Source organism: Microbulbifer thermotolerans (assembly GCF_001617625.1).
GTDB classification, from domain to species: domain Bacteria; phylum Pseudomonadota; class Gammaproteobacteria; order Pseudomonadales; family Cellvibrionaceae; genus Microbulbifer; species Microbulbifer thermotolerans.
Map to the genome: position 1 here is coordinate 3200668 of NZ_CP014864.1, position 15172 is coordinate 3215839.

Below are 15172 nucleotides of genomic sequence, written 5' to 3' on the forward strand. Positions count from 1 at the left end.
TTTGGTGGTTGGAACAATCATTGGGAAGGGAGACTGACAATGAATAAAAATAACGATGTATTTGCCAGAACAAAACTATCACATCACACCCGGCTGGCCTGCGCCTTTTCAATTATGGCCATGGGTCCATTGGCACTGGCTCAGGAGCAAACCGACACAGAAAAGCACCAGAATGAAACGGAGGTGTTGGAGGAAGTCCAAGTAACCGGCCACAGAGCCAGTATCCTCTCGGCCCAGGCGGCCAAGCGCCATGCAGAGCAAGTAATGGATGCGATCAGCGCAACCGATATCGGCGCCCTGCCGGACCGCTCTGTATCCGAAGCTCTTCAAAGACTACCGGGCATCCAATTGCAGCGCACCAATGAAGCCCGCGACCCCGCGCGCCTGGCATCTGAAGGTGGCGGCGTCTTTGTACGCGGCCTGAGCTGGGTGAGAACGGAATTAAACGGCCGCGATATTTTCTCCGCGGAAGGAGGCCGTACGCTAGGCTTTGAAGATGTGTCCGCCGACCTGCTGGCCGGTATCGAAGTTTACAAAAACCCCACCGCCGACCAAGTGGAAGGCGGCCTGGGCGGTACCGTAAACCTTCGCACCCGACTGCCCCTGGAGCAGAATGGCCGCTTGCTGGCTTTCTCAGGAGATTACAACTACGCGGATCTCTACGACGAGGGCTTTGTTTCCGGAAACGGTCTTTACAGCGACCGCTGGCAACTGGACGGAGGGGAGATCGGTTTACTGCTTTCCGCCAGTATCGCCGAAATCGGCAACCGCACCGATTCGATCCAATCCGGACGATTCGAACCCAATACAGAAGCAGACGGCAGCACGGTTTATTTGCCCACGGGCCTGGGATTTCGGCGCATAGACTGGGAACAGGAGCGCAATGCGTACAACGGTGTCTTCCAATGGGCACCCAACGACGAACTGACCTTTACCGCGCAGGCTTTTTACGCTGAAGCCAACCCAGTGGACCTGGAGCGGGCCGTGGGAGTTAACGGTCCCTTTGGGGCCAGCTTAGCCCCCGGTATGGGTGACTTCCACTACGATCCGAGTGGCAGGCTGCAAAGCGGCACCCTTTACGACTCCAGTATTACCTTTAACACCCGTTACGGAGAGCAGGAGAGCAGTATCGGCGACTACTCTCTCCGCTTTGAATATGCGCCGACAGAACGCTGGTCTGTCAGCGGCGACCTCCAGCACATTTCCTCCGAAGCGACAGTACTGAGCATGACCGCATTTACTGGAGTACTCCCCGATAGCGAAAACGACTATCCGGAAACCACTTTTAGTTTTTCCGGCAGTAAACCCTCTCTGTCCATCAGCGACCAAGATCGGCTTATGCAGCAGGATCAATACTGGTGGGGCGCGGCCATGGATCATCTGGAGGACAATGAAGCGGATTCCCTCGCCGGTCGTCTGGATGTGGAATACACATTTGACGATAACCGCTTTATCAAAAACATCCGTTTCGGCGGCCGTATCACTGACAAAGACACCACCACCCGTCAAACCGGCTGGAACTGGTCCCTGCTTTCCAACCAGTACTGGCTCAACAACAGTCCAGAAAACACCGCCTTTTTGCATGAAGCCGCCCAGAACCAGAGCGAACTGATCACTTTTGACGAATTTATGCGCGGCGATGTGGATGTGCCCACCGTAGGCTGGTTCCCTACCGAGCAGCTGGTGAGCAGTAACACCGGCGCCTACAAATATTTCGAGAGTATGGTGGCCAATAACGGCCAGTTCTGGGGCTGGGCACCACTGACTCCACCGGAGGCTTACGACCTGAACCCGCGCGGAGACAATGTCAGCGCCGGTATCAACGAGCAGAACGAAAAAACCCGCGCTATCTACGTGAGTCTGCGTTTCGGAGACGACAGCGGTGATACGTTGGGCCTGCCCTTCGACGGCAACTTCGGTATGCGCTTTGTGGAAACAGAAACCACAGCCTACGGCCGCTCCGTGGCCGGCGGCATCGGCGACTCCTGCTACATCCGCGACAACGCGAGCAATATCACTGGCATAAAGCCGGGAGATTGCGCAAATGCCGATGCCTTTGTCAGCGCCTTTCTGTCCGAACTGGGCGATTACAAATCTTTCTCCAACAAATACACCAACATGCTGCCAAGCCTAAACCTACGTTTTATGTTACAGGAGGAGCTACAGCTGCGCTTTGGGCTTTCCCGCGGTATGGTGCGCCCCGCTTTCAGCCAGACGCGGCCATATACCAGTCTCTCCTTCGATTTCACCGGCGAGCAATTTAATCCGGATACGGTGGCTAACGGCGTGCAAGGCACCGCGACCGGCGGCGCACCGTATCTAAAACCCACGGTCGCAGACCAGTTCGATACCAGTCTCGAATGGTATTTCAACGATACAGGCAGTCTGACTTTCGCCGCCTTCTACAAGGATATCCACGACTATATCGCGCTGGTAACAAGGGTGGAGGAATTCAGTTACGGCGGTCAGACCTTCCGCTTCGAAACCACGCGCCAAACCAACAGTGCCAGCGGACAACTGCAGGGCTTCGAACTCGCCTATCAACAGTTCTACGATATGTTGCCAAGCCCCTTCGACGGACTCGGACTGCAGGCGAACTTTACCTATATCGACAACAAAGGCGGTGTGAACACCGCGGCCAATCCATTTGAAGCAGCCCAGCAAAGTGGCGCCACCGACGAAACTCTGCCCATTGAAGGCATGTCCAGAACCAGTTACAACTTGGCGTTGATGTACGAAAAATATGGCGTCTCCGCGCGCCTTGCCTACAACTGGCGCGAACGCTACCTGCTTACCACTTCCGCGGCCAATATCGGCCGCCCGGTATGGTTTAACGACTACGGTCAGCTTGACGGCTCAGTGCTCTACAACGCCACGGACAATCTGAAATTCGGTCTGCAGGTGACCAACATACTCAACTCGAGAAGTGAGTTGGAAGTCCTTGCCGACGGAGGGCCAGACGCCCGCTACAGCTGGACTGACACCGACCGCAGAATCGCCTTTATCACCCGGTACAGCTTCTAACCGGTACCCGCCCGAGGCCGGGCCTTTTCTAACGACAACGGTAACTGAACAATGCGCAGAATCCCCGTGGTAATACTTGTGTTAATCACACAAATTTTTATTGGCACCGGTGCGAACGGCGAAAATATGCGGCCAATTCCCCAACTGGTGAATAACAACGGCCGCTACAGCCTGATGGTAGACGGTGCCCCTTACCTGATCCTCGGTGCCCAAACCAATAACTCCGCCAACTACCCTGCGGCACTGCCAATGGTGTGGCCGGCAGTGGAAAAGATGAACGCCAATACGCTGATCATCCCCGTCGCCTGGGAGCAGGTAGAACCAAAAGAAGGCAGCTTCGATTTCTCTTTTGTCGATATATTACTAGAGCAGGCCCGGGAAAAAGGGGTGCGCCTGGTACTGCTCTGGTTTGCAACCTGGAAAAACAATGGACCCAGTTATGCGCCCCTATGGGTGAAACTGGACAACCGGCGCTTCCCTCGAGTGAAAACCGCGGATGGAAAAACCTTGAATTCCCTTTCCCCACATTTCCGCAGCACACTGGAAGCAGACAAAAAAGCCTTTGTAGCCTTGATGCGACACCTGAAAAAAACGGACGCACAACGCACCGTTATTATGGTTCAGGTACAAAATGAAGTGGGCACCTACGGTTCTGTGCGTGATTTCTCCGACATTGCGGAAAAAATATTCCGGCAACCGGTTCCGGAAAGTTTACTGGCAGTGACAGGAAAAGAACCCGGCACATGGCGGCAACTGTTCGGCCGCGACGCCGACGAATTTTTCCATGCATGGCATATCGCCCGCTATGTGGACGAGATAGCCGCTGCGGGAAAAGCGGTATACCCGTTGCCAATGTACGTGAATGTGGCCCTGCGTAATCCGTTTAACCCCGGCGAACCGGGCCAGTATTCCAGCGGCGGCGCCACGGATAATGTGATCCACATCTGGAAAGCGGCCGCGCCCAATATCGATATGATCTCTCCGGATATCTATTTCCGAGACCACAAAACCGTCACCCGGATCATGGACCTCTACAACCGCGAAGACAACCCGCTGTATATCGCCGAAATTGGCAACGACCAACCCTACGCGCGCTACCTGTTTTCCGCCCTCGGCCGTGGAGCTTTGGGCTTCACTCCTTTCGGCATCGATTATACGGGCTACAGCAACTACCCGCTGGGCGCGAAAAAAATGGATTCTGAAATCGCTCACTTCTCCGGCCTCTACCAATTTTTCGGTGCTATGGCACGGGAATGGGCACAAATCAGCGCCAGCAAGCGCACATGGGGGGTATCGGAACCAGGGGATACAGTGCGACAGGATGACACCGTCTGGAATTCCCAAGACAGTTCCGGTCAAGATCGGGAAACCAATCCCGAGGACCATACCCAACGCCTGGACCTCGGCGATTGGATCGCTGAAATCACGTATGGCCGCCCCGCTTTCTGGACAGATCCCCCCAAAGGCAACAAACCGGCATCCGGCGGCGCACTGATCGCCGAACTCGGTGCAAACGAGTACTTGGTAACCGCACTCCGCGCGCGCGTGACCTTCTATCCGAACGGAGACCAGGAAGGAAAAAGCTATATGCTCGCCCGTGTCGAAGAGGGACATTTCGAGCAGGGAAAATGGGTTTTCGAACGGATCTGGAACGGCGACCAGACCGACTGGGGCCTTAACTTCACCAGCAATCCCCGAGTTTTGAAAGTAACGCTTGCCACTTATCAAACCGATTAATTCCACTGCCCTCGAATATGGAGCAGCCCTGATCAATACAGGCAGAACCATGATAAAGAATATCACTCATGCACACCCACTGATTGCACTCTCTCTCATCCCCTTAATAAACGCCTGTAATGGCGAGCAGGATCAACAGGCCGAGGCCGCCTGGCTTCAGACCAACACCGGCGCCATTATCTCGCTCAGTGAAGGCGAATTTAAAAAGCTCCGTCTACAGGTTATCGACGAAGAGATCTTCCGCGTTACCGCCACACCACAGGAAAATTTTCACAACCTTCCAGATACATTGATGGCAGTGGCAGAGCCGGTTCAATCTGATTTTTCTGTTACCGAGGCAGAAGGCAAATTAATCGTAAAGACTGCGGAAATATCCGCGGAAATATCCCTCACAGATGGAACCGTAGAATTCAAAAATGCCAGTGGAAAAACCCTGTTGGCGGAGGCCGGCCGCAGCCTGGCACCGGTAACCAGAGACCCCGGGCCAGTGGATGAAGACTCCCACTCAGTGCGTCAATACTTCCGACAATCGCCCGGCGAAGCAATTTACGGGCTGGGCCAGCGCCAGGATGGCCGCGTAAATCTGGCCGGTGAAAATATCGAGCTGACTACGCACAACATGGAAATTACCATTCCCTATCTGGTTTCCAGCTACAACTATGGCCTGCTGTGGAATAACACCGGCATCAGCCGCCTGGGAGATCCCCGGCCACCGCAGCCGCTAGCAGCAGCTTTCGAACTCTATGACATAGACGGCAACAAGGGCGGCCTCACCGCTCACTATTACGATGGCGACAAGCTGAAACTCGCACGCACAGAAGCGGACCTAAACTATCAGTTTCTTTCTCACGGAAACCTGCGGGAAGTACCTCTGCCGGAAGAATTGGCCGACGCGGAAAATCTGCGTATCCGCTGGAGCGGCAGCATAGTGCCCAAACAAAGCGGCAAACACGAATTCAAAATGTATTCCAGTGGTTACGCAACCCTGTCCCTGGACGGCGATGTGCTGCTGGACCGCTGGCGCATGAACTGGAACCCTTGGTATCACAATGCAAAAATAGACATGCAGGCAGGCCGCAAATACCAGCTCGATCTCCACTGGCGGCCTCAGGGCGGCTATCTGCGGCTACTACAGTATGCGCCGCGGCCACTCAAAGAAACCCAACAGCTCACCCTGAGCGCCGAAACCGCCAAAGCGGTGGATTATTATTTTGTGGCCGGCGATAACCTCGACGAAGTGATTTCTGGTTACCGCCACTTGACCGGCAAAGCCACCATGCTGCCCAAGTGGGCCTTCGGCTTCTGGCAGAGTCGGGAGCGCTACAAATCCCAAGACGAGCTAATCAGCGCACTGGAAGAATACCGGGCGCGCAGAATTCCCATCGATAATATTGTGCTCGACTGGTCCTACTGGCCGGAAGATGCCTGGGGCAGCCACGACTTCGACCCTCAGCACTTTCCCGCTCCCGGCGACATGGTGGACCGGGTACACGAGCTGAACGCCAATATCATGATTTCCGTCTGGCCCAAGTTTTACCCCAGTACCGAAAACTATAAAGCGCTGAACGCGGCCGGCTGTATGTTCAACAAAAATATCGACGAAAAAAATATCGACTGGATTGGCCCCGGCTACCTGAATGCCTTTTACGACGCCTACAACCCAGAATGCCGGAAAATCTACTGGCGGCAGATCCGCGATAAACTCAATCGGCTCGGTTTCGACGCCTGGTGGCTGGACGCCGTGGAACCGGATATTCACTCCAATCTATCCTTCCAACACCGCAAAGCCCTGATGACACCTAACGCTATGGGCACAGGGGCGGAGATGTTCAACGCATACGCCCTGCCACACGCTGAAAGCGTCTACCGGGGAGAGCGAGAATCTGACGGCCACAAGCGCAGCTTTATCCTCACCCGTTCCGGCTTCGGCGGTATTCAGCGTACCGGGTCAGCCATCTGGAGCGGTGATGTAGTATCGCGCTGGTCAAACCTAAAAGAACAGATTGCCGCGGGTATCGGCGTCGGCATGGCGGGAATGCCCTACTGGACTTTCGATATCGGCGGATTTACACCGGAAGACCGCTATCGCTACAACGGAGATACCGTGGTCGGTCACTTTGAACAGATGGCTGAGACCGAACAACGGGAATGGCAGGAGCTCAACTTGCGCTGGTTTCAATTCGGCGCCTTTACGCCGCTGTTCCGCTCTCACGGCCAGAACCCCTTTCGCGAAATCTACAATATCGCTGACGAGGGTAGCGAGACCTACCACAGCCTTGTCTGGTACACCAAGTTGCGCTACCGGCTGATGCCTTATATCTACACACTCGCTGGCGACACCTACCACAGGGACAGCACAATCATGCGCGGTTTGGCAATGGATTTCGGAGATGACCCCAAGGTACTCGATATCAATACCCAATACCTGTTCGGACCCGCACTACTAATCAATCCGGTATATGAATTCGGTGCCCGCTCGCGCCAGGTTTACCTGCCCGCCGGCGCAGACTGGTACGATTTCTACAGTGGTAAGAAACACCAAGGCGGCCGCACACTCAATGCAAACGCCCCCTACTCCCGTATTCCGATCTTCGTCAAAGCCGGGTCCATTATTCCTACCGGCCCGGACATACAGCATACCGGCCAGAGCCTGAACGCCCCTATTACTTTGAATGTATTTACTGGTGCGGATGGCAGCTTCGATATTTACGAAGACGACGGTCTTAGCTACGACTACGAGCAGGGACAGTGGTCCCGTATTCCCGTAAGCTATGATGACGCCAGCGGCGAACTGACCATTGGCGACCGTATAGGTAGCTTCAAGGGCATGGAGCACACACGGCAAATTCACGTACGTTGGATTGACGAAGGTGACAGCGCAGTGGACTTCGAAACAAAACCCGGACAGTCCCTTAAATACAACGGCGAAAAGATCACACTAAAAAAACCCGCATGATTCAGCAACTGGCGCTGACTCGGCTGCGCAAAATAATGAAACCACCAAGGAATCCAAAATGAATTCGTTTGTGGTTTACCGTTATCTTATGGCGCTCGACCATTTTGGTGGACAACCGGAAACGCGCAAAGCTTTCTCTGTAGCTCTGCGAGGTACATCCATGTATCCGTCGATTTCAATTATCCATCCGGCTACTTGAGACAACCATCTGAGTGTGGACTGTTTTGGCAAACGGGGAAAATTGAATCTGAGGTACCCTAACCGCAAAGAGAAAAAAGAACCAATAACGATAGAGTGAAAAAATGATCCAAGCCATCTATCCCGACCTGCGCAACACCACTGTTTTTGTTACCGGCGGCGGCTCAGGAATAGGCGCAGCCATGGTCCGAGCCTTCCTCTGGCAAGGCGCGCGGGTAGCCTTTGTATCTCTGGATGAAAACAAAGCGCACCGGCTCTGCAACAAACTAGAAGCCGAGTTGGGCGCACAGCCCTATTTTCAACGCTGTGATATTACCGATATCGACCATCTGCAGCAGTGTATCGAGCGGGCAATGGATCGTTTTGGCCCGGTGCGGGTACTGATTAACAACGCCGCGCGAGACGATCGCCATCGCCTAGAGGAATTCACCCCGGACGACTGGGACCACTCCCTCAACACCAACCTGCGACCACATTTTTTCAGCGCGCAAGCAGTTGCCTCCATCATGCGCAAAGCCGGCGGTGGCAGTATTATCAATGTGGGGTCCAGCGCGGCTTTACTTGGTCTTTCTGGCTACCCAGCCTATGTCACCGCCAAAGCGGCTATTCTCGGCCTCACCAAGGCACTAGCCAGGGAGCTGGGACCAGTCAATATTCGCGTGAACGCCCTGGTGCCCGGCTGGGTAATGACAGAGCGGCAGCGGGCACTTTGGGTCACACCAGAAGCACTGCAGGACTGTTTGGATCAACAGTGTTTGAAAAGAACCATCTCCGAAGAGGACTGCGCCAACAGCGCACTGTTTCTCGCCTCAGATTCCTCCAGCATGATCACCGGTCAATCGCTGATTGTTGACGGCGGGCGAGTGTAACCTTTCCACCACCGACTGACATATATAGCCAACGCCGACCAACATACTCTAGGAACCGATGCCCAATAAATGACACCAATACGGAACTAAGGCTGCCCCATGAACGCCATTACCTCAGAGTAGGTCGGCGGCTGGCACCCAACTTTTGAGACATTCAAACTCGCCGCAGCTGCACCAAAGCGCAACGCGCGTTTAAGAATCTCTTCTGGAGCATCCGGAGAAAGCGCCCCCCCTTTGAGCAGCTCGGCAACCAACGCCGAAAAATAAGTATCACCGGCCCCTACGGTATCCTTAAAATCCGTTGCTTCAATGACATCCTGGCGAAAATTAAAGTCCTGAGTAATGAGATGAGAACCGCCTTCACCGAGCGTGAGGATCACAATTCCCCGATCCATACGGTCTAACATTGCCTTTGCATGAAATTCCGGCTTACCGTGTAAGCCTTTTAGCGCCAAGTCTTCATCGCTCACTTTAACGATATCGGCAAACTCGACAAAACGCCATATCGCAGCCACATACTGATGATGGTTTTCCTCCACCCCTTTACGCACGTTTACGTCAATACTGATTTTGACACCGCGAGTTTTCAATTCCCTAATCACCGGAATAAGCACATCGAGCATCTCCGGCACTAACGCCAGCGAACCGGTATGGAATAACTCTATATCCGGAGGCAACACATCCAATAGTTTCTCTGGAGTAACATCCAAATCAGCCACACCTTTGCGATACAATCGATAACTAGGCTTGCCATCATGATCCTTGTAAACCAAGGCTAGCGATGTATTGCGCTGAGAGCGATAATTCTCAGGTATTTTTATGCCGTCTTCTCTAGCAGAATCTAGAATTTTTTCTCCCATTAAATCAGTGGATATTGGAGAAAGGTAATAACAATCCAAACCTTGCCTCACAAAACTTCGCGCAACATTATAAGGTGATCCCCCAATGTAGGGCTGATATTCTCCCGTTGATTGTTGAATCATATCAATCAATGCTTCGCCAAATACGGCCACTTTGGGTTGGACCACAATTATCTCCACTTAAATCTGTATCAAAGGATGCCGAAATAGCCAGAAAGCTGGTTACACTGACAATCTGCCATCGACTTACGTCCAATCAGCAATGGATAATTTCAGGAAACAAGTTGCGCAAACGACCTCAATTTATGCATACGAATCCATAGTTGGATCAGGGATTTTGAATCATGGGACAAGCTTTGGAGAAGCATACGAGCACATCCTTGTACTTTATTGCTCCTCTGAGCCACGCCGATTCAATATGGAGGCATCTACGAGATTATCCAGTCTCAATCGAAATTCAGTGCTATTGAACAACCTGCAGCACGGACTGCATCAATGATTTGACTTCCACATTTGCGAACAATCCATCAACAAAGGAGTTGTAATCCGCCACAAAACCTTCGTGTTTCGGCAGGTCACCAAAGATAGAAGACACGGTCAAAAAGGCAGGTATGCCTTCGCTAGGCTGACGGGCCAATTCGTGCAGCTCATCCGCCATCGCATCGTTGACTTCCAGCGCATTACCCGCTTGATCCGCATGCATTGCACTGTAATAACACCACGCAGCGATAGTAAGCGCAGAGAGACGGAATTCACCTTTACGCTTCAAATTCTCTACCACCGTCGGCACCAAAAATGTAGCCACCTTAGAAGAGCTGTCCAGGCAAATCCGAGATAATGCATCCTTGATATTCGGATTGCCAAATCGCTCGAGAAGTGTCGACTTGTACGCACTCAAGTCGATACCTTCCAGCGGAGGCAACACTGGTGTCACTTCCTCATCCATAAACTTTGTCAAGAACTCGGCAAATACGGGATCCCGAACACACTCATCAATTGTTTTGTAGCCATGCAGTGACCCCAACATACCAAGCACAGTATGACCCGCATTCAGCAAGCGGATTTTCATCGTTTCATACGGCGTAACGTCGGGCACAAACTGCGCACCAACCTTATCCCAATCCGGCCGCCCCTGGCTGAAGCGGTCTTCAATCACCCATTGCAAAAACTTCTCACAAGTGACCGGCCATTTGTCCTCAAGGCCAATTTCTGATCTTAAATATTCAATATCAGATGGAGTGGTCACCGGAGTGATACGGTCAACCATTGCATTTGGGAATGACACCTCCCGTTCAATCCACAACGCAAGATCGGCATCCAGTTCCCGAGCGTAGGCCACTAATATCTTGCGTGTTACATCGCCATTGTGTTGGATATTGTCACAAGATTGGATGGTAAACGGGACTTTACCAGCTTCTTTACGCTGTTTAAGCGCGGCGACAAGATAACCAAAAACAAGACGCGGGGCTTCAGGATGCGCCAAGTCATGCTTAACATCCGGGTTATCAAAGTTAAACTCGCCAGTAGCTGGATTATAGTTATAACCCGCTTCGGTAATGGTTAATGAAACTATTTTGGTTTCATCTGCAGCCATCTTATCAATGACCACCTGTGGGTTATCACACCCCAGTAAAAAATTGGTCAGGCTACCGATGACGCGATTTTCTATCCGGCCATCAGAATGTTTTACCATAAGGGTATATAAGTAATCCTGATTTTCGAGGATATCTTTCATTTTTCGGTCTGCCTCGCGCAGACCGACACCGCAGATTCCCCAACGTAAATCTCCGGTATGCCCCATATATTCATCGGTATAAAAGGCCTGATGAGAACGGTGAAAACCACCCACGCCCACGTGCACAATACCAGTTTTTACCAGCTTCCTATCATATTTCGGAACTATTACATTGTTAGGGAGAGACTTTAAATTTTTATCATTCAACGCCATAACATTTAGGCTGGGCATATTAAACTTCCTCTGCCAACTGCAATGCCTGTTCCTTCTGCCGCTTCATTGCCCAGTAGGCTGAAACAAAATAAACGACAGTACAAGCAAATCCAAATTTGTAAAAGAGATCTCGATTTTGCGCGTATTCAGCCATATCTGAACTAAAGAACATGGTGTTAACCGCCAACGCCACGGTTATACCCAAGCTGGCATAAGCAATCGATTTCAGAACATTTGAGAATGAGCTTGACTCTGGCTCAATTTCCGGATTAATACGCGCCTGCTCTTCCTGGTGCTTTTCAACCTCCCGTTCAAAGCGGGCCATTTCCGCCGCTTCTTTTTCATACCTTTCGTTAGCGCCATACGCCCTGGAAAGCAGGGAGTACACAACGATAGTGAAAATCCAGGTCGGCAGGAAGAGGTAGTAGAACGGCATAACATTGATGACATTCAGTCCAAAACCAAACAACAATCCCAACCCCCAGGCAGAAACAGCTGGAGTGCTGTGCGTCAGCTTGCGGTAACTAACCCAATAGCGTGTCAAACCAATTCTTGGAAAGATAAAGTGCTCAGCGAACACAATAGCACCAACCGGAACGACCAGTAGGCCGGCGTAGGTCAATAGCGGCAATAACTTGGTGAACACAAAAGGGAAACATGCAATGATAACGGTGACGATACCAACCATTAATGTAGTGATATTGCGCGAATACTGTTTAAATACGGCCTGCGCAGCAAGTCCAGCGCGGTACAAATTCGCGTTCGCCGTTGTCCAGCCGGCAACAATAACGATCACCAGCCCCGACAAGCCTAACGCCTGAAACGCAACGTCCCCTGGATCCAGTTCCGTGATGGACTTTTGTACCAACAATGCAGTTCCTGCGCCCATAATACCAGCCGATATCCAGGCTATATAATGACCGAAAAGCATTCCCGCCGCTGTGCATAAACCGTAGGAACGTTTTTTCGCATAGCGGAGCAATGCCATATCAATAAGACCAAAGTGGGTTATCGTATTCGCTGCCCACGCAAACCCGGCCACTTCAATCAAACCAATACCCGGCTTGCCATTAGGGTCAAGCCCGGTCCATATAGACGTGCTGCCAATCTGCATAAAATCGGACCACCCGGTTAATACCGGATAACCCAACACCGAATTAGACAATGCGGGAATCAGGACCAGAGGACCTGATATGAACATAACGAACAGCCAGGGGGCACAAATCCTGGAGAAGTTTGATACAGCGTTAAAACCATAGGTGGCAACGAGAACAACAATAATTCCAACCGTCAAGACCACCAAGACAAACCACGGATCGGTAGGATACCAATTCAGCTGAGCGGGAATATTTAAAGCAAAGCGCACCGCAGTCGCGGATACGGTAATCATTGCCGCGGAAATCACCGTAAAGATAATGACGTTGGCCCAGTTATAGAGCTTAGTCATCGAGTCCCCCGCAATTTTGTGCAAGTATGTGTACATACTCAAGCGGGTATCAACGGCAATCGGCGTAGTAATAAATGTCCAACTCAAGACGGCAAGAATATTGCCGATTAATAACCCTAACAGGATATCTGTCATGGATGCCCCCAATGCAACAAAGGTCGCACCGAAGACAAATTCTGATGCCGCCACATGCTCTCCGGCATATAGACCTAAAAAGTGGCGCCACCCTTTAAGCTGTTGTTTTGGGACCGGTAACTGCTCCTCTTGCAGGTTACTGATTTGACTCTTAACATCCATCGCTACAACTCTCTTTATAAGCACCGGTGGTTCCCATTCAAGGGTTAACCCCAACGCTTTGTTTTATATCACCCTCGAAAAGGGCAATTTCAGCTATTTCAAACAGCCTCACTATCAATCAGACAACCAGTGAACTCTGCGATCAGAAAGCACTAGCAAAAATTTTTCCGGATACTCTCAGCCAACGTAACAGCTGTCAACCGCTCTTGACTCTGCAGAACTCTTCTAGGGATGCGGGAACATAGTTACAATGCAGCGTTTCTTTGGTGAAAATTCCTCAAGCTTCGAGAGTTTGCGCTAAAACTATTTCAGTCACGCTGCTAAACCACTACGACCATCCTGGCGCCGTGATATCTCCAATTCCCCGAAATCTGTCCCACACACCTGGCTATCAACAAGCAGATGCGGTGCCGCACCACTTTGGGGCATGACCAATTAGCGCATTTCGGACAGATATCTATAACCATACAATTATTGTGGATATAGGAGACACCGCCGATTTTGGGAAGCTCAGCATACCGACAGTCACAAAGTGAGTGTGTGCCACCCCCGCTCGCAACAACTGTCGGTTACAAGGTCTTCGAGTGATTCGCTCCCGGTGCACAGGAAGATTTCGCGGAAAAGAAATCTCCCACAATGGGGTGATTATTCTGAGCCGCCGGATACAGACGGCAGAACTTCAGTGTTTTCTATTTACCGGATTTGTCTATTCAACCGACAAGAACCACACCATCAAAAAATTATACTTAAGGAACCTCTGATTAATTCATTTCCTGGCGGCAGAGGTTCTTCGGGGGCGGATGTGAAGCTCAGGTGATAGGACGGGCATTTTGAAACCGTCGGATACAAGGAGGTATCCGGCGGAGCTACAAGGAAGTACTCGTGCGTTTTCGAAATATCCGTCCTATTGCCTGAGCGCCCCGGAACCTACCACTGTGTCCACGCGAATTAATCAGAGGTTCCTTAAGGAAGCTTTAATGAGTTCACCTGGAAACTGTAGTGTTCTGTGGATCACTCCATTTCATCACCTGATATCAACATCTGACCGCAAACAATCTTTACCTTCGCGAAGAAATGAACCTGATACTATTTAGTAAATACACTCCACCGCTTCCATTTTATGCACAGGCACTGCGACAGGGTTTTTAATAATTAATTCAGGAATAGGGTGTGGCCAAGACTCAAAAATATACGCCTGTGGCATAATTGGGCAGCTACTTGTTTTATGAGGCGTTCCGAAAAAATCCACCATATCCATATTAAATTTCAGCACAACAGTTTCAAATGGATTATAAATCGATAGCATCATACCGGTTTCATTTTCAACCTGATTGAACTTTATAATAATGGTCTTATCTGGATTGGAATTTTCAGAAACCTCTTTCATATTGACCAGCTTTCCACCCTCTAGCTCCGCCTCTACGTAAAACGATTCACCCGGAAGCACAGATATCACCTCATTGAACACCCTCGGCCAATAGAGCGGTATCATCTGATCTACAGGTTCGCCATCTGTCCGGAATGTGACATGTATATTTCGCCTGCACGGGTGATCTTTACATACTTTTACTAAAGACTGCGTCTCTTCTAGAGCACTTTCTGATGCATTGCCCTCCATAGTGCCTGTCTGACAGGCCGAAAGTAATAAGGCGACCGGAAGAACTTTAAATTTTTTCACGCTTTATTTCCTTATTTTTTATTCAAAAAATACGCATAAATCAGCCCCCTTACATACGATATTTATTTTGACAAGCTTGTGCAATAAAAAGTACAGGCCGGAAAATTAAATATGGCCGGCGATTTGCCGGCCATATAAAGTTTACCCTGCAGGGCGGA

Annotated in this window: 8 protein-coding genes; 4 read left to right on the forward strand and 4 right to left on the reverse strand. The window is 51.1% G+C overall.

Annotation, left to right across the window (positions count from 1 at the left end; all coding sequences use genetic code 11):
* The first annotated feature begins 39 nt into the window (after positions 1 to 39).
* The 4 genes from A3224_RS13265 (at position 40) to A3224_RS13280 (ending at position 8784) form a co-directional block, all read left to right on the forward strand.
* Entirely contained in the window at positions 40 to 3024 is a 2985-nt protein-coding gene (locus tag A3224_RS13265) for a TonB-dependent receptor (RefSeq protein WP_067155566.1), read from the forward strand.
* A gap of 126 nt (positions 3025 to 3150) precedes the next feature.
* Positions 3151 to 4761: a DUF5597 domain-containing protein gene (locus tag A3224_RS13270; protein ID WP_156481491.1), complete on the forward strand. Its 1611-nt coding sequence runs from the start codon at positions 3151 to 3153 to the stop codon at positions 4759 to 4761.
* A 49-nt stretch (positions 4762 to 4810) separates the two neighbouring features.
* Complete coding sequence (locus tag A3224_RS13275) at positions 4811 to 7717, forward strand: TIM-barrel domain-containing protein (protein WP_067158031.1); 2907 nt, start codon at positions 4811 to 4813, stop codon at positions 7715 to 7717.
* A 302-nt stretch (positions 7718 to 8019) separates the two neighbouring features.
* The gene (locus A3224_RS13280) at positions 8020 to 8784 is read left to right on the forward strand and encodes an SDR family NAD(P)-dependent oxidoreductase (RefSeq protein ID WP_067155572.1); all 765 of its coding nucleotides are present in this window, start codon (positions 8020 to 8022) and stop codon (positions 8782 to 8784) included.
* An 86-nt stretch (positions 8785 to 8870) separates the two neighbouring features.
* Here the strand turns inward: A3224_RS13280 and A3224_RS13285 are convergent, their stop codons facing one another.
* The 4 genes from A3224_RS13285 to A3224_RS13300 form a co-directional block, all read right to left on the reverse strand.
* Entirely contained in the window at positions 8871 to 9812 is a 942-nt protein-coding gene (locus A3224_RS13285; protein ID WP_197462993.1) for a carbohydrate kinase family protein, read from the reverse strand.
* Positions 9813 to 10107: 295 nt separating this feature from the next.
* Positions 10108 to 11610 carry a mannitol dehydrogenase family protein gene (locus tag A3224_RS13290; protein WP_067155575.1) on the reverse strand — a complete coding sequence of 501 codons (1503 nt, stop codon included), beginning with the start codon at positions 11608 to 11610 and terminating at the stop codon, positions 10108 to 10110.
* 1 nt (position 11611) lies between these two features.
* Positions 11612 to 13336 (reverse strand): purine-cytosine permease family protein, encoded by a 1725-nt coding sequence (locus A3224_RS13295; RefSeq protein ID WP_067155577.1) that lies wholly within the window; start codon positions 13334 to 13336, stop codon positions 11612 to 11614.
* A gap of 1090 nt (positions 13337 to 14426) precedes the next feature.
* Positions 14427 to 15014, reverse strand: a complete 588-nt coding sequence (locus A3224_RS13300; protein WP_156481492.1) for a hypothetical protein — start codon at positions 15012 to 15014, stop codon at positions 14427 to 14429.
* Positions 15015 to 15172: the final 158 nt, after the last annotated feature.